This window comes from Pseudomonas serbiensis (genome assembly GCF_030580745.1).
GTDB classification, from domain to species: domain Bacteria; phylum Pseudomonadota; class Gammaproteobacteria; order Pseudomonadales; family Pseudomonadaceae; genus Aquipseudomonas; species Aquipseudomonas serbiensis.
Map to the genome: position 1 here is coordinate 215,531 of NZ_JAUQOO010000009.1, position 16,990 is coordinate 232,520.

The 16,990-nt window shown below is 58.2% G+C and carries 13 protein-coding genes; 6 read left to right on the forward strand and 7 right to left on the reverse strand.

What is annotated here, in order from left to right:
• Positions 1-12: 12 nt before the first annotated feature.
• Together Q6A51_RS14145 and Q6A51_RS14150 are read right to left on the reverse strand one after the other, a co-directional pair.
• The gene (locus tag Q6A51_RS14145) at positions 13-1,761 is read right to left on the reverse strand and encodes an amidohydrolase (protein ID WP_304575043.1); all 1,749 of its coding nucleotides are present in this window, start codon (positions 1,759-1,761) and stop codon (positions 13-15) included.
• Between the two features lie 295 nt (positions 1,762-2,056).
• Positions 2,057-3,181, reverse strand: coding sequence for an NADH:flavin oxidoreductase (locus Q6A51_RS14150; RefSeq protein ID WP_201017946.1), 1,125 nt, complete (start codon positions 3,179-3,181; stop codon positions 2,057-2,059).
• A 101-nt stretch (positions 3,182-3,282) separates the two neighbouring features.
• Between Q6A51_RS14150 and Q6A51_RS14155 the strand changes: the two genes are divergently transcribed.
• Together Q6A51_RS14155 and Q6A51_RS14160 are read left to right on the forward strand one after the other, a co-directional pair.
• Positions 3,283-3,660, forward strand: coding sequence for a winged helix-turn-helix transcriptional regulator (locus tag Q6A51_RS14155; protein WP_201003731.1), 378 nt, complete (start codon positions 3,283-3,285; stop codon positions 3,658-3,660).
• A 352-nt stretch (positions 3,661-4,012) separates the two neighbouring features.
• Positions 4,013-5,959, forward strand: a complete 1,947-nt coding sequence (locus Q6A51_RS14160; RefSeq protein ID WP_201017947.1) for a putative bifunctional diguanylate cyclase/phosphodiesterase — start codon at positions 4,013-4,015, stop codon at positions 5,957-5,959.
• A 153-nt stretch (positions 5,960-6,112) separates the two neighbouring features.
• On the opposite strand, the gene guaA is transcribed toward Q6A51_RS14160, so the two are convergent.
• From guaA to Q6A51_RS14180, 4 genes are all read right to left on the reverse strand, one after another.
• Positions 6,113-7,690 (reverse strand): glutamine-hydrolyzing GMP synthase, encoded by a 1,578-nt coding sequence (gene guaA / locus Q6A51_RS14165; RefSeq protein ID WP_025258858.1) that lies wholly within the window; start codon positions 7,688-7,690, stop codon positions 6,113-6,115.
• 125 nt (positions 7,691-7,815) lie between these two features.
• A complete protein-coding gene (gene guaB / locus Q6A51_RS14170) occupies positions 7,816-9,285 on the reverse strand; it encodes an IMP dehydrogenase (protein ID WP_304575044.1) in 1,470 nt (489 codons plus the stop codon).
• A gap of 95 nt (positions 9,286-9,380) precedes the next feature.
• Positions 9,381-9,929 (reverse strand): sugar ABC transporter ATPase, encoded by a 549-nt coding sequence (locus Q6A51_RS14175; protein ID WP_201017950.1) that lies wholly within the window; start codon positions 9,927-9,929, stop codon positions 9,381-9,383.
• 67 nt (positions 9,930-9,996) lie between these two features.
• A complete protein-coding gene (locus Q6A51_RS14180) occupies positions 9,997-10,755 on the reverse strand; it encodes a sulfite exporter TauE/SafE family protein (protein ID WP_304575054.1) in 759 nt (252 codons plus the stop codon).
• Positions 10,756-10,873: 118 nt separating this feature from the next.
• Between Q6A51_RS14180 and xseA the strand changes: the two genes are divergently transcribed.
• The 4 genes from xseA (at position 10,874) to Q6A51_RS14200 (ending at position 16,357) form a co-directional block, all read left to right on the forward strand.
• Complete coding sequence (gene xseA / locus Q6A51_RS14185) at positions 10,874-12,253, forward strand: exodeoxyribonuclease VII large subunit (RefSeq protein ID WP_201017952.1); 1,380 nt, start codon at positions 10,874-10,876, stop codon at positions 12,251-12,253.
• Between the two features lie 7 nt (positions 12,254-12,260).
• Positions 12,261-13,085 carry a peptidoglycan DD-metalloendopeptidase family protein gene (locus tag Q6A51_RS14190; protein WP_201003751.1) on the forward strand — a complete coding sequence of 275 codons (825 nt, stop codon included), beginning with the start codon at positions 12,261-12,263 and terminating at the stop codon, positions 13,083-13,085.
• A gap of 372 nt (positions 13,086-13,457) precedes the next feature.
• Positions 13,458-15,128 (forward strand): 2-isopropylmalate synthase, encoded by a 1,671-nt coding sequence (gene leuA / locus Q6A51_RS14195; RefSeq protein ID WP_201003753.1) that lies wholly within the window; start codon positions 13,458-13,460, stop codon positions 15,126-15,128.
• 359 nt (positions 15,129-15,487) lie between these two features.
• Positions 15,488-16,357: an isocitrate lyase/PEP mutase family protein gene (locus Q6A51_RS14200; protein ID WP_201017953.1), complete on the forward strand. Its 870-nt coding sequence runs from the start codon at positions 15,488-15,490 to the stop codon at positions 16,355-16,357.
• A 61-nt stretch (positions 16,358-16,418) separates the two neighbouring features.
• Here the strand turns inward: Q6A51_RS14200 and Q6A51_RS14205 are convergent.
• A partial coding sequence (locus Q6A51_RS14205) for an IS3 family transposase (protein ID WP_304575045.1) occupies positions 16,419-16,990 on the reverse strand: 572 nt, incomplete at its 5' end.

Sequence of the window (16,990 nt, forward strand, 5' to 3'; positions counted from 1 at the left end):
GCAACATGGGCATCACAGCAGGACTGGAAACACCTGGCTGCCGTTTACCCAAGTCTCCCGTACCCCGATGTCGCGCATTCCCTTGGCGTGAATCATCGGCCACTGCAACGGGTTTTTCGCCAGGATCACGAGATCGGCCTGCTTGCCCGGCAACAGCGAGCCGACCTGATGATCAAGATGGCATTGCCAGGCCGCATCGATCGTCACTGCACGCAACGCCTGATGCACATTAAGACGCTCATCCGGGTTCAGCACATTGTCATCCTCGTTCACCGGAGTCTTGTCCTTCAAGGCCTCCATCACACGCCCGATCGACTGTTCCATATAACGCAGCGGGCCGAACGGCGTGACGAAATGGTCGCTGTGCAGGCTGATTCGCAGGCCCGCTTTCAACGCCGAGGCGCAACGGTCCAGCAGCAATGCACGCTCGGCACCGAGAATCGTGTCCCTGAACGCCTTACCCCAGTAACCGACGTGACCGATCAGAAAGCTTGGCGAGATCGCCATCCGCTTCATCAGGCCGATTGCATCATCGTGAAGCAACGAAGCGTGTTCGATCCGGTGGCGTTGCCCGGCCCAGGCAGGTTCAGTCGGGAAAGGCCGCTTGGGTGCTGGCGGAGGCGGCACCTTGCTGAGTGCCATCTGATAGGCAGCCAGCACGTTGGCGATGCCTTCGTCGCCGTTGGCGTGCGTCAGAATCGGCCAGCCCGCCGAGTTCGCCAACGCCATCACGTCCGCCAGTTTCCTCACCGGATCGTAGTTGAACAGTCCGTAGGCACCGACGCCTGGCACAGAATGCTCTTCGCAGCAGTGGTATGGCTGGCTCTGCAACCCGGTCAACCCCTGGTTCGAGCCGTCGGCGATCAGCTTGATCGCACGCAATGTAAACAGGCTGTTTCCGTCACTCGACAACTCGGGCTTGTAGCAATCGATCCAGGTCATAAAGTCGTTGCTATTACCGTACAGCGCGCCGCCTACCCGGAGCGTCATCGCCGAGGTCGCCGCCAGCCCTTTCATCAGTGGGACCTCAACCGTCCCTGCAATCAGACCGACGCTCGCATCGAACACGGTTGTGATGCCACGCTCGTTCGCCTGCCGAAACACGATCTTCAGTCCGTCGAAGATCTGCTGAGGTGTAGTAGCTGGCATTGCTTTTATCATCAGTTGGGATTGCTGCTCGGTCAGGACCCCTGTCGGGTATTCCTTGTCGAGCCCGGCCGCCTTCAGCGCAAGAGTGTTGGCATAGCTGATGTGACCAGAGGCGTTGAGCAGAAAAATCTGGACCTTGGTACCGGCGCTGATCTCATCGAGGAACTTGGCATCGATGTCTTTCCAGACCGTCATCAACGAAGGATCGACGCCATAACCGGTCACCCACGGCTGTGCTAACTCGCTCGCCGCCTTGACGGCTTTGCGGAGCCGCTCCTTGACCACTTCAATGCTGTAATCCGTATTCAGGTCCTGCCCGTTAAACGGCGACAAATCCGTCCAGGTGGTCATGAGTGCGCTCGAGATCAGGTGCGCATGCGGATCGATCAGGCCCGGCAACAGAGTCTCATCACCCGTGAGCTGCCGCTCAACCGGCTCGTACTTTTTCATCGCCTCACGCACACCATGAAGCATACCGCTCTCGATCACCTTACCGTTGGCGATCCCGATAGCCTCGACAGGATGCTCGGGGTGCTCAGGGTCCGGATAAATATGTCCGCCATGAAAGATCACAGCCTGCGGCAACCCTTTTGGGCCTTTCTGCTGGGCCACTTCAGCGAGCAAGTCCTGCCACTGACTGTGATCGTGCTGATAAGTCGGCAACATATGGGGACTGCAACAGGCACAACCGAACTGGAAGCGTTCAGACATGGTGATTCCTTTCAGGGGGTACTGTGTGGGTATGGGTAGATGAGATTAACGTGCCATCACAGGGACTTTCCAGATAATTCGGGGGTGAAAAAAAGCCCGTATTCAAGCGGGCTTGAGCATGCCGACATTTCCTATTCACGAGTATCGAACGATTGCAGAGCAACTCCCGTAACACGGGAGCTGCATCACAAGACGCTTAAACCAACTCGGCTAAAGAAGCGGGGTTGAATCCGCCCAACGTTGCGAGTTCTCCACTTTCTACCTTCGACGCCCAGTCCGGATCACTCAGCAGTACACGGCCTACAGCGATCAGGTCAAACTCTTCGCGCTCCATGCGCTCGACAAGCCGGTCCAGACTCGCAAGCGCAGGGGCCGAACCCTTGCCGGCAAAGGCATTGGTTACATCGTTGTCCAGACCAACCGAACCCACACTAATGCTTGCGGCCCCGGTCACCTTCTTGGCCCAGCCCGCGCAGTTCAATCCGTTTTCGCCATCAATCTCGGGGAACTCAGGCTCCCAGAAGCGGCGTTGCGAACAGTGCAGCACGTCGACACCGGCCTCGACCAGCGGAAGCAGCCAGTCTTCCATCAACGCTGGTGTCTCGGCGACACGCACGCCAAAATCCTGCTGCTTCCACTGGCTGACGCGCATGATGATCGGGAATTCGGGGCCGACCGCATCACGAACGGCAGCAACGATCTCGCTGGCAAAGCGCGAGCGCTCTTTGATGGTCGGGCCGCCATAACGGTCGGTACGCTGATTGGTGCCCGCCCAGAAGAACTGATCGATCAGGTAACCATGAGCCCCATGAATCTCGACGGTGTCGAAGCCCAGGCGTTTGGCATTTGCAGCGGCCTTGGCATACGCAGCCACCGTATCGGCAATATCCTCTTCGCTCATCGCCACACCGCGCGGATCACTTGGCGTATTGAGGCCAGACGGGCTTTCAACGGGCGCATCCGGCTCCCAACCTCTGTCGCTACGTACTGCACCGGTGTGCCAGAGTTGCGGCCCCATGCGACCACCCGCACCTTTAACCGAATCGATCACGTTCTTCCATCCGGCCAACGCCGCGTCACCATGGAAAAAAGGAATGCTGGCCTCATTACGTGACGCCGGGCGATCAATGACCGTGCCTTCCGACAGAACCAACCCAACGCCCCCTTCCACCCGACGGCGATAATAGGCAGCACTCGCCTCACCCGGTATGCCCTCCGGAGCGAAGAGGCGCGTCATCGGAGCCATGACAATCCTGTTTTTCAACTCCAGAGAGCCGATGGAAAAAGGACGGAATAAAACGCTGGTATCAAGGTTTGACATCGAAGTTGAATCCATTGATTTCGGAAGGCATATAAGTATATTTTGTAAACTTAATGTCAATTAGGCACCTTGAGTCGCCTAGGTATACCTGAGGAAACCTGATGCTCGAAATACAGCCACAATGTTTTTCGTCGGACTGCCCCAGTCGCGCACTGTTTGATCAGATCGCAGACAAGTGGTCCATGATGGTTCTGGCTGTTCTGGATGAAGAGCCACACCGCTTCAACGCCATCAAACGTCGACTGGAAGGCGTGACCCAAAAGGCGCTCACACAATGCCTGAGACGACTGGAGCGTAATGGACTGGTTTCCCGACAGGTCATCTCGCTTTCGCCCGTGGCAGTGCAATACGAAATCACCCCGCTAGGCCAAAGCCTGCAACAGCCATTTCGTGAGCTGCACAAATGGACACTGCTGAAATTGCCGGAGGTTGAAGAGGCGAGGTTGCAGTTTGATAGTGCGGCTGGGAGGGAGATTTAGGGGGCCATGTATTGTTGAGATTGAAGTTCTTGACCTCCAAACCAAAACCCCACAGGCACCGTCTTAAGCCAAAAGTTAAAAACCGTCTCACCTTCGGAAAAGCGCCAATCGTCGCAGATGACAGCCCACTGGCCATTAATTGTCGATGCTGTTCGACGGTGCCTGCCCCGCTTACAACTATTACCACCGGTTGGCGGAACGAAATCAAAGTGCCACTAGTCGTAACGATTGTAGAAATCAGAGGATTGGCCGACACGATCCCATGAGAGCAGTTTCTAGCCCTGCTCGATCCGGTCTGGAAAGGATAATCCGTTCGGTTATTTATCTGGTTGTATTTTCAGAGCGTCGTCTGATGAAGAAAACACTGCTCGGCGTGCGAGCGTTGATGTCTGTGCCCAAGGACAATCCTGGGCTGGTCAAGGCGCAATACATCGCGCTGTCTCGCCAATTGCCCATGATGTATTTCATCCTGCTGATCAACACCCTGATGCTGGCGGGCACCCACTTTGCGGTCGCGCCGCGCTGGCTGGTGGTGTATTGCCCGTTGATCATGACGTTGTTCGGAGTGATTCGTGCCGCGGAATGGATGCGCACGCGCGGGCGGACACGTAGCCCGGAGCAGATGCTCGCGGCGCTGAAGCGCACCAATATGCTCGCGCCGTTTGTCGCCGTGGCGTTCACCGCCTGGTCGCTGGCGCTGTTTCCCTATGGCGACAGCTATGCCCAGGCGCATGTCGCCTTTTATATGGCGATCACCGTCATCGGCTGCATTTTTTGCATGATGCACCTGCTGCCAGCAGCCCTGGCCACCACAGCAGTGGTCAACACGGCGTTCGTGGTGTTCTTCGCGTCCACCAATATCATTACCTTTATTGCCACTGCGATTGACGTCCTGCTGGTGTCCATCGCCATGCTGATCATTCTCAAGGCGCAGTACGCCGACTTCACCCGGCTGGTGAACATGCAGGCGCAGACGGCAAAACTCAGCGAGGAAAACCTTCACCTGGCCAATCAGGACAGCCTGACCGGACTGGCCAATCGGCGGCAGTTCTTTTCCCGCCTCGATACGCTGCTGTCCCGCGCCCGCGAGCAGGAGATTCGCCTTGCCGTGGGGCTGATCGACCTGGATGGCTTCAAGCCGGTCAACGATCTGTATGGTCATAGCATTGGTGACAAACTGCTCTGTCAGGTTGGCCAGCGCCTGACCGGGCTGCTCGACGAAGATGTACACCTGGCCCGGCTGGGAGGCGACGAGTTCGGCCTGATCATCACTCAGGCCATGAGCGACGATCAGTTGCGGGCGTTTGGCGAGAAAATCTGCGCCAGCATGCGCGAGCCGTTTCTGCTGGTGGACATCCCTATCCAGATCAGTGCGTCACTGGGCATCGCGACCTTCCCGGATCAGGCATCCGACGCAACGCAAGTGTATGAATACGCCGACTATGCCCTGTATCAGAGCAAGCGCCACCGCCCCGGCACGGTCTGCCTGTTCAGCGCAGCCCATCGCCAGCAGCTCAATCGCGAAGGGCTGACCGAACAGGCCCTGCGCAGGGCCGATCTGGATGAGGAGTTTCACGTGGTGTTCCAGCCCATTGTGGATGTTCACAGCCAGCAAACCGTCGCGTTCGAGGCCCTGGCACGCTGGGAAAGCCCGGAGTTGGGTAACGTGCCGCCCAGTGAGTTCATCCCGATTGCCGAGCGCGTCGGCATGGTCAATCGCCTAACGGTGCCGTTGCTGAGCAAGGCGCTGGACACAGCCGCGAGCTGGCCTGCGGGTATCCGCCTGTCATTCAACCTGTCCGCCCACGACTGTGGTTCGGAGGAAGCCGCCCAGCAGATCGTCGAGCTGATCAAAAGCAGCCGTTTCGACCCGGCCTGCCTCGATCTGGAAATCACCGAAACTGCGGTCATCCAGGACCTGCTGCAGACCCAGCGAGCAATCAGCCGGTTTCGCGAACTGGGCTGCGGCATTTCCCTCGACGACTTCGGCACAGGCTATTCCAGCCTGAGCCAGATCCACGCGCTGTCGCTGACCAAACTGAAGGTGGACCGCACCTTCGTCACCAACATCCACCTAAACCCGGCCAGCTTCAAGATCGTCAAGTCACTGATTGCCCTGTGCCAGGACATGAAGCTGGAATGCATCGTCGAAGGCGTGGAAACCGCCGCAGAACTCGACGCCCTGAAAAACCTCGGCTGCGCCTGGGCCCAAGGCTACCTGTTCTCCAAACCCATGCGCGCCAGCGACATCAGCACTTGGCTTGAAGGCGAGCAACTGGCCAGGGTGCAGGCGGTTTAATTTGCCCCGATCGAACGAGGCGCGACTCGCGCTCGTGCTACGGTAGCAAGCTCTGCTATCTGAGTTTGCTAGCCCCAAAAGCGAAAAGCCCGCAATTACGCGGGCTCCAGGGCATTTCTTGCTAGATCGTGCCGGACAATGCCGGACGCAGGATCATTCCCACTCAATCGTAGCCGGCGGCTTACTCGAAACATCGTAAGTCACCCGCGAAATCCCTTCGATCTCATTGATGATCCGCCCGCTGACGGTTTCCAGCAGTTCGTAAGGCAGGTGTGCCCAACGTGCGGTCATGAAGTCGATGGTTTCTACGGCGCGCAGGGCGACGACCCAGGCGTAGCGGCGGCCATCGCCTACGACGCCAACCGATTTGACTGGCTGGAAGACGACGAATGCCTGGCTGACTTTGTGGTACCAGTCGGCCTTGCGCAGTTCTTCGATGAAGATGTGGTCGGCACGACGCAGCAGGTCGGCGTATTCCTTTTTCACTTCACCCAGGATGCGCACGCCCAGGCCCGGGCCCGGGAATGGGTGGCGGTAGACCATGTCGTACGGCAGGCCGAGTTCCAGGCCGAGGCGGCGGACCTCGTCCTTGAACAGCTCGCGCAGGGGTTCAACCAGCTTGAGGTTCATTTCTTCCGGCAGGCCGCCCACGTTGTGGTGCGACTTGATGACGTGAGCCTTGCCGCTTTTCGCGCCAGCCGACTCGATGACGTCCGGGTAGATGGTGCCTTGCGCCAGGTACTTGATGTTGTCGAGCTTGCAGGATTCGGCATCGAACACGTCGATGAAGGTGCGACCGATGATCTTGCGCTTTTTCTCCGGGTCGCTTTCGCCAGCCAGATTGTTCAGGAACTGCTCTTCGGCGTTGGCGCGGATCACCTTGACGCCCATGTTCTCGGCGAACATGGCCATGACCTGCTCGCCTTCGTGCAGACGCAGCAAGCCGTTGTCGACGAAGACGCAGGTCAGTTGATCGCCAATGGCTTTGTGCAGCAAAGCTGCGACCACGGAAGAATCGACGCCGCCAGACAGGCCCAGCAGGACGTTGTCGGTACCGACCTGGGCGCGGATGCTGGCAATCGCGTCTTCAGCAATGTGCGACGGGGTCCACAGCGCTTCACAACCACAGATATCGAGGATGAAACGCGACAGGATGCGACCGCCCTGCTTGGTGTGGGTCACTTCCGGGTGGAACTGCACGCCGTAGTAGCCACGGGTATCGTCAGCCATGCCGGCGATAGGGCAGCTTGGTGTGCTGGCCAGGACGTGGAAGCCGTCCGGGATTTCGGTGACCTTGTCGCCGTGGCTCATCCAGACATCGAGGCCCAGGACGCCATCGGCATCGACATGGTCTTCGATGCCGTCGAGTATGCGGCTCTTGCCGACCACGTCGACACGGGCGTAACCGAACTCGCGCAGGTCGGAGCCTTCAACGCGGCCACCCAACTGCTCGGCCATGGTCTGCATGCCGTAGCAGATACCGAAGACCGGCACGCCCAAGTCGAACACAGCTTGCGGAGCACGCGGGCTGTTGGCTTCGTGGACGGACTCGGGGCCGCCAGCGAGGATGATCCCGCGTGGAGCGAATTCGCGAATCGCTTCATCGTCCATGTCGAACGGATGCAGTTCGCAGTACACACCGATTTCACGCACGCGGCGGGCAATCAGTTGGGTGTATTGGGAGCCGAAATCGAGGATCAGGATACGGTGGGCGTGAATATCGAGGGCCATGGAAGGAGCTCTGATGAGCAGTTGCGAGCTTTAAGCTGCAAGCTGCAAGTTATCGGAATCTGCGGTAGCTGCATAAGCGCAACTACCGCTTGTAGCTTAAAGCTTGAAGCTATCAGCTGTCGGCCTTAGCCGACACGATAGTTCGGCGCTTCCTTGGTGATCTGCACGTCATGGACGTGGGACTCAGCCATGCCAGCGCCGGTGATGCGTACGAACTCGGGCTTGGTGCGCATTTCTTCGATATCGGCGCTACCGGTGTAGCCCATGGAAGAACGCAGGCCACCCATCAGTTGATGGATGATGGCCGACAGCGAACCCTTGTAGGCCACACGGCCTTCGATACCTTCCGGCACCAGCTTCTCGGCACCTGCGGACGAATCCTGGAAGTAACGGTCCGAAGAACCTTGCGCCTGGGACATGGCGCCCAGCGAACCCATGCCGCGATAAGCCTTGTAGGAGCGGCCCTGGAACAGTTCGATTTCGCCCGGAGCTTCTTCAGTACCGGCAAACATCGAACCCATCATCACGCAGCTTGCGCCGGCAACGATGGCCTTGGACAGGTCACCCGAGAAACGGATGCCGCCGTCGGCGATCAGGGGAACGCCAGTGCCTTCAAGGGCAGCGGCAACGTTGGCGATAGCGCTGATTTGCGGCACGCCTACGCCAGCAACGATACGGGTGGTGCAGATCGAGCCAGGACCGATACCGACCTTGACTGCGTCGGCGCCGGCAGCAGCCAGAGCCTTGGCAGCAGCGCCGGTGGCGATGTTGCCGCCGATGACCTGCACTTCAGGGAAGTTTTCCTTGACCCAGCGAACGCGGTCGATCACGCCTTTGGAGTGACCGTGAGCAGTATCGACAACTACGACGTCAACACCGGCAGCAACCAGCGCCGAAACGCGATCGCCAGTGTCCTTGCCAGTACCGACAGCAGCGCCGACACGCAGACGACCCTGGTCGTCCTTGCTCGCCAGCGGGTAGGCCTTGGCCTTTTCGATGTCCTTGACGGTCATCATGCCCTTGAGCGCGAACCTGGCGTCGACGATCAGGACCTTTTCAAGACGGTGCTTGTGCAGCAGATCGCGCACTTCGTTCTTGTCTGCGCCTTCGCGTACGGTGACCAGACGCTCTTTAGGCGTCATCACTTCGCGAACAGGGATATCCAGACGGTTTTCAAAGCGTACGTCGCGGGAAGTCACGATGCCGACCAGGTCGCCATCATGCAGGACAGGTACGCCAGAGATGTTGTGCAGGCGGGTCAGCTCGAACAGGTCACGTACCGTGGCGTCAGCCTCGATGGTGATCGGGTCCTTGACGACACCGGCCTCGAACTTCTTGACCTTGCGAACTTCAGCAGCCTGTTGCTCGATGGTCATGTTCTTGTGGATGATACCGATACCACCTTCCTGAGCCATGGCGATGGCCAGACGGGCTTCGGTGACAGTATCCATTGCAGCGGAAACCAAAGGGATATTCAGTTCAATGCCACGGGTCAAACGGGTTTTCAGACTGACTTCGTTGGGCAGCACCTCGGAATAACCGGGCACAAGGAGAATGTCGTCGAATGTTAGGGCTTCTTGACTGATACGCAGCATCGCGGGGGCTCCCGGGCGGGAAAATTGGAAGCGCGCCATTATACCTACACACCCGCGCAGGCTCAATGCAAACCTCAGCCTAATATCAAACGAACTTATAGTCGGACTTTGACGAAGGAAACCGGGCGGTCCAGACGTTCGGCGAAGTCGTCGAGAAAGCTCTGAGTGAACGAAGCATCGAGCCAGTTATTGAAGATGAATCCCAGGTTGGAAAAACCGCAGGCATCCAGGAACAGAAAGCCGTTGATATCGTCTTCATGGCGGCATTCGGGGCAGATGAAGTTATCGGTATGGCCGGGCATCCAGTCTTCCAGGCTATCGAACAGCGCCTCACCGATTTCCCGACGGCACTCAGGGCAGCCAGCTTCTTCGGCAAAGTTGTTCAGTGGCGTGAAGATACAGCGCCTGGTCACGATTTCCAGCCCGTTGACGGCTTGCCCGAACGGCAAGGCGTCGGGGTGCTGCACCACCCTTCTTGCGCCCGGAGCAATGGCATAGGCCATCTTGTTGTAGGTCCGCCCGCAGGTGCTCAGTTCCGGCTCGACCACATTGAGCTTGACCAGCCAGCGCAGGATCAGACGCGCACGAGCCTCATGCCCGGGAAAACTGGAGATTTGCGGAACGATGATGCTTTGGGTGTTCATGGCAATGTGTCGCTGAAAGCTGATCGGGGGGCGGCAGTTTAACAGGTCAGCCCCAACCCTCGGCTCATCAACCGGCAATGTAGCGGCCGATCAGCGCCAGGCCACTGATCAGCACCAGCCAGGTCACCAGCCGCACAAAGGCTTCGCGTGACAGCTTCATCACCAGAGATCTGCCGATCCATGAGCCCAGCAACATGGCAGGCAATAAACAGGCTGCCAGAAGCAGCAACGGGATTTCGGCATAGACCCCGGCCAGCAGGAACAGCCCAAGGCGCACGATGGTGCTGCAACTGATCAGCGCGCTTTGCGTGGCACGCGCCTGTTCCTTGGAAGTCAGGCGACTATTAAGGTAAATCGCATAGAGAAAGCCGCCACTGCCAAACAAGGCGCCGAACAAACCACCGATCGTGCCCATCGGTATCGCCCAGCCCGCCGCCAGTTGCGTCGGTCGCACCTTCACCGCAAGGCTGTAAAGCGCATACGCGGTGACGAACAACCCCATCAATAAAAGCAGCACATCGGATTTCAGATTGAGCAGAAACAGCACACCCAAGGTACACCCAACCGCCATGCAGGGCAGCAGACGAAGCAACTCGGAACGGACCACCGATTGCCGGGAAGGCAACAGATTCCCAAACGCTGCCAGGAAATCCAGCATCACCAATAAAGGAATGATCCGCGACAGCGGCATGAAATGAATCAGGACAGGCCCGGCAACCAGCGCCGTGCCAAAACCGGCAACGCCGAACACCACATAGGCCGCCACCACCGCCAGCTCGATCCACAGCAGATCCAGCGGCGCAAAGCCCAGCTGGCTGAACCACATGCTCAACTCGACGCCCGCCACACGACTCTCCCTGAATTCACCACGCGCTGCTTATATAGCTGCGCTACCTGAAAACCGCCAGTGGTGATTGCCGGGCAAATCCCTTTATGATGCCGCCATGATTAAAGATCCCTTCGCAAGACTCGGCCTGGACCGGGAAGTCCTTACTGTCAGCCAGCTCAACGGCCGCGCCCGCGTGCTGCTGGAGGATGTGTTCAGCAGCATCTGGGTCGAGGGCGAGATATCCAACCTGTCGCGTCCGGCATCGGGCCATGTCTACTTCACGCTCAAGGACTCCGGTGCGCAAGTCCGCTGCGCGCTGTTTCGCCAGAGCGCGGCGCGTGTACGACAGGCGCTCAAGGATGGCTTGCAGGTCAAGGTCCGCGGCAAGGTTTCCCTCTTTGAAGGGCGCGGCGACTATCAACTGATCCTCGATACTGTCGAGCCTGCGGGCGATGGCGCTCTGCGACTGGCTTTCGATGCACTCAAAGCCAAGCTCAGCGACGAAGGATTGTTCAGCGCCGAGCGCAAGATCGCGCTGCCGCTGCACCCGCAACGCATTGGCATCATCAGTTCTCCTACGGGCGCAGTGATACGCGACATAATCAGCGTGTTCCGCCGCAGGGCACCGCAAGTCGAGCTGACCCTGATTCCGACGGCGGTCCAGGGCCGCGAAGCGATTGCGCAGATTGTCCGGGCACTCAAGCTGGCCGACTCCAGAGGCTTCGATGCCTTGATCCTCGCCAGAGGCGGCGGCTCGCTGGAAGACCTGTGGTGCTTCAACGAAGAGGCCGTGGCCCGTGCAATCGATGCCTGCGTGACGCCTATCGTCAGTGCAGTGGGGCATGAAACCGATGTTTCCATCAGTGACTTCGTCGCCGACGTGCGTGCGCCAACCCCTTCCGCCGCTGCGGAGTTGCTGGCGCCAGACTCCAGCGACTTGCATCGCCGGGTAGAAAACCTCAATCGTCGGCTGATAAGCCGCATGCAGGATCGACTCATGCGCGAGCGGTTGCGCCTGGACGGTATTGCTCGCCGCCTGCGCCATCCCGGTGAACGCTTGCGTCAGCAAGCCCAGCGTCTGGACGACCTGGACATGCGCCTGCGCCGCGCCTTTGAGCAAGGCATGCAAAAACGTCAGGTGCGTCTTGCGAACATGGACAGTCGTCTCGCCGCCCAGCACCCAGGACGCACCCTGGCCTTCCTGCGCCAGCGGCTGGACGTCCTGGCCGAACGCTTGCCACGCGCCATGCGCGAACAGATCAAGACGCGCAAACTGCAACTGCAAAGCCAGATTCAGACACTTCATGTCGTAAGCCCGCTGGCAACACTGGGCCGCGGCTACAGTATCCTCCTCGACGAACGCGGCCATGCCATCCAAAACGCAGCGCAAACCCAACCCGGCCAACGACTCACGGCCAAGCTGGGCGAAGGCGAATTGCAAGTGCGCGTCGAGGATAACCACCTGACGCCTGTGACCCTCTCTCTTCTGGACTGACCTATCGATGCTACGTTTTATCGCCCCGCTGCTCGCCCTTTTGCTATGCCTGCCCGCTCATGCCGATAGCTACATCACTCGCGCACTCAACAAACCGGTGCCCGGCGGCGTCGCGGTGATTGATCTGGGCGACAGCAATCAGCCGCCGAAAGCCACGTTCCAGGGCAAACCGGTGCTGGTGGTCAAGGAGCAGGGTATTCGCTGGCTGGCGATTGTCGGCCTGCCGCTGACGGTCAAGCCCGGCACACAACAACTGACGACGGGCGGACGCAACCTGAGCTTTACGGTTGGCAGCAAGAAATACCCGGAGCAGCACATCACCCTGCAGAACAAGCGCCAGGTCAACCCGAACCCCGAGGACACCAAGCGCATCAACAGCGAAACGCCAAAACTGCTGGGCGGCTATGCGGTGTTCAGCCCCGGTACACCGAGCAACCTGATCTTCGACAAACCGGTAAACGGGCCGCTGTCGAGCAAGTTTGGTGTGCGCCGTTTCTTCAATGGTGAAGAACGCAACCCGCACTCAGGCCTGGACTTCGCTGTGCCTACAGGCACGCCGATCAAATCTCCGGCAGCGGGCAAGGTGATCCTGACAGGCAATTTCTTCTTCAATGGCAACACGGTGTATGTCGATCACGGCCAAGGCCTTATCAGCATGTTCTGTCACCTGTCGAAGATCGACGTGAAGACCGGCGACCTCGTGCCACGCGGCGGGCTGCTGGGTAAAGTCGGCTCCACTGGCCGCGCCACCGGTCCGCACCTGCACTGGAACGTCAGCCTGAACGATGCGCGGGTAGACCCGGCGATATTCATTGGTGCGTTTCAGCCGTAATCCTTTTTCGCGAATGAATTCGCTCCTACGGGGGCCGTGTAGGAGCGAATTCATTCGCGAAGGTGTTTGCACACGCTTTTCAACTCGCACAATAACCAAGCAATAAACGCCTTTAAACAGCGATAAAAACTCGCCAAAAACCGAAATTCGAGAACTTATCTCAATTTTTTCCAGGTGCTTGCCAACTTTCACCTCAATCGTTACGGTTGGCTTCATGAAAAACGCTCAAACCCTCATTCTATTGCGCCAACATCGGTGTCTTCGCCTGGTCAGTTCCCGACTGCCAGGCTAGATTGCGGTGCCTCGCCCCTGTCTTGCGCGTCAATGGCTGGCCGCCTCTTTTCGGCCTACTCCGTACAAAGGACTTATCAAATGACCATGCTCAAAGATCCATCGAAGAAGTACCGTGCGTTCCCGACCATCGACCTGCCTGATCGTACCTGGCCTTCCAAAGCCATTACTACGACGCCGATCTGGTGCAGCTCGGACTTGCGCGACGGTAACCAATCGCTGATCGAGCCAATGGATTCGGTCAAGAAACTGCGTTTCTGGAAAACGCTGGTCAAGGTCGGCGTCAAGGAAATCGAAGCTTCGTTCCCGGCGGCATCGCAAACCGACTTCGACTTCGTGCGCACCCTGATCGAAGACGGCCACATCCCGGATGACACCACCATTCAGGTGCTGACCCAGGCCCGTGAAGACCTGATCGCGCGTACGTTCGAATCCCTGCGCGGCGCGAAAAAAGCCATCGTTCACCTGTACAACGCCACCAGCCCTTCCTTCCGTCGTATTGTCTTCAACCAGGACAAGGCCGGCGTGAAAGAAATCGCCGTGAACGCCGCCAAGCTGTTCGTCAAATACGCAGCCCAGCAGCCAGAAACCCAATGGACCTTCGAATACTCGCCAGAGACCTTCAGCGCCACCGAACTGGAGTTCGCCAAGGAAGTCTGCGATGCCGTGATCGAGGTGTGGAACCCGACACCAGAGAACAAGGTGATCCTCAACCTGCCAGCCACCGTTGAAGTCGCCACTCCGAACGTCTATGCCGACCAGATCGAGTGGTTCGGTCGCAACATCACCCGTCGTGACAGCGTTCTCATCAGCCTGCACACCCACAACGACCGTGGCACCGGCGTTGCCGCCACCGAGCTGGGCCTGATGGCCGGTGCAGACCGTGTCGAAGGCTGCCTGTTCGGCAACGGCGAGCGTACCGGTAACGTGGATCTGGTCACCGTCGCCTTGAACCTCTACACCCAGGGCATCAATCCTGGCCTGGACTTCTCGGACATCGACGGCGTGCGCAAGGTCGTTGAAGAGTGCAACCAGATCCCGGTTCACCCACGCGCTCCTTATGTCGGCGACCTGGTTCACACTGCGTTCTCCGGCTCGCACCAGGACGCTATCCGCAAGGGCTTCGCCCAGCAGAAAGACGACGCCCTGTGGGAAGTGCCTTACCTGCCAATCGACCCGGCCGATATCGGTCGCAGCTACGAGGCGGTGATTCGCGTCAACAGCCAGTCGGGCAAAGGCGGCATCACTTACCTGCTGGAACAGGAATACGGCATCTCCCTGCCACGTCGCATGCAGATCGAGTTCAGCCAGGTGGTTCAGGGCGAAACCGACCGTCTGGGCCTGGAAATGACCGCCGAGCAGATCCACTCGCTGCTGCGTCGCGAGTACCTGCAAGCCAACACGCCTTACGCCCTGATCAGCCATAAGCTGCAGGAAGAAAACGGCAACAGCTCGGTCGATGCCGAAGTGCATGTCGATGGCGAAACCCAACACTGGCGTGGCAAGGGCAAAGGTGCTCTGGAAGCACTGGTTGCCGGTCTGCCAGTCAGCGTGGAAATCATGGATTACAACGAACACGCCATCGGTTCCGGCACCACGGCCAAAGCCGCTGCCTACATCGAACTGCGCGTCAACGGTGATCGTGCTGTCCATGGCGTGGGTATTGACGAGAACATCACCACCGCCAGCTTCCGCGCACTGTTCAGCGCCCTGAACCGTTCGCTGAACCAGGCTCAAGCCAAAGCCGCCTGAGTCGGATAAGGAAGATGACGGACGCCCGTCCGTCATCTTCCAACAGGCTCTAACACAGGCCTTTAACCTTGTAATCCCCGTTTCAGAATCCGCATAACCATGCGCATATTCGGCATAATCTTTTCATTTATGCTGTGGTAGCATGCTGCCTTTAATGGATTTGGCCTGCTGATAGCACTTTTTTTCAGCTACTGGCGCCAAGTTCAACTTGCCTGTTTCAAGTTGCACCCTTTCTTAAAAACCACGATGACTACTGCATTGATTTTCGGACGAAAAGAATGCACGGGCAGACCAACCGTGCATTGAAAAACCATCGGCCTCGGTAACGCTGAGCTGATCCAATCACATTTGGAGCGATTATGCCTAAGGCTTCCCATCAAGATCTGCGCCGCAACTTTCGCGCACTCACTTCTTCAAGTTCCTGCTATCACACGGCCTCGGTTTTCGACCCCATGTCTGCACGAATCGCAGCGGACCTGGGCTTTGAAGTGGGTATCCTCGGCGGCTCCGTCGCCTCCCTGCAAGTATTGGCAGCGCCCGACTTCGCACTTATAACCCTGAGCGAATTCGTTGAGCAGGCCACTCGCATCGGCCGCGTCGCAGAGCTTCCGTTCATTGCAGACGCCGACCACGGTTATGGCAACGCGCTCAATGTCATGCGCACCATCACTGAGCTGGAGCGCGCAGGCGTTGCGGCACTTACCATTGAAGACACGCTGCTGCCCGCCCAGTTTGGCCGCAAGTCCACCGACCTGATTTCCACCGCAGAAGGCGTAGGCAAGATCCGCGCAGCACTGGAAGCCCGTGTCGATCCTGAACTGTCGATCTTCGCTCGCACCAATGCCGCGATCATTCCCGTACAGGAAACCATCAGCCGTGTTCAGCAATATCAAAGTGCAGGCGCTGACGGCATTACTATTGTAGGCGTGCGTGATTTCGAGCATCTGGAACAGATATCCGAAGGGGTAACCGTTCCATTGATGCTGGTCACTTACGGAAACCCTGCACTGCATGACAACGAACGTCTTGCAAAGATGGGCGTACGGATCTGCGTAGACGGCCATGCGGCTTACTTCGCATCGATCAAGGCAACCTATGACTGCCTGAGAGAACAGCGCCAGATTCTAAGCAGCACCAGCGACATGAACGCGACTGAACTTACCCACACTTACACACAACCCGGAGACTATGTTGAGTGGGCGAAGAAGTTCATGAATGTGAACGAGTAAGTACGCTGCACTTATCGATTGAAGTGTCTAGTCCTGAAATAGGTTTACACCTATCCAGGTCTCAAAACGCCCGATGCACCGCATCGGGCGTTTTGTATTTCAAGGCCAGATGCGGCCGTTCTTCGTTGTAGATCAGTACCGACTCCTCCACCATTTTCACGGCGTCTGACAGGTTTTTAGGTCGATGGAGTAAAAACTCGGTCTTCAAAATCCCGTTGATTCGTTCGGCCATAGCGTTCTGATAGCAGTCATAGCCGTCAGTCATCGAGCACCTGATCCCATGTTCCGTATGTAACCGCTGGTACAGGTCAGAGCAGTACTGGGCGCCACGATCTGAATGATGGATCAGAGGTTGCTTGGTTTCGCGCTCGCTAACCGCTTTTTGCAGCGCTTTGATCACCGACTCGGTATGCAGGCTTTCATGAACATGATGGCCAACGATCTTGCGTGAGTACGCGTCAGTTACAAAGCTCACGTAGGCCACGCTTTCCTGCGTTGGCAGATACGTTATGTCTGCAACCCAGACCTGTTCGGGTCCACTGACCACTACTTGGTCCGGGCCTGCCTTGAGCAGGTTGGGATGGCGGCGAAAGCGATGATGGCTATGAGTGGTCTTGTGATAAGCCCGCTTGC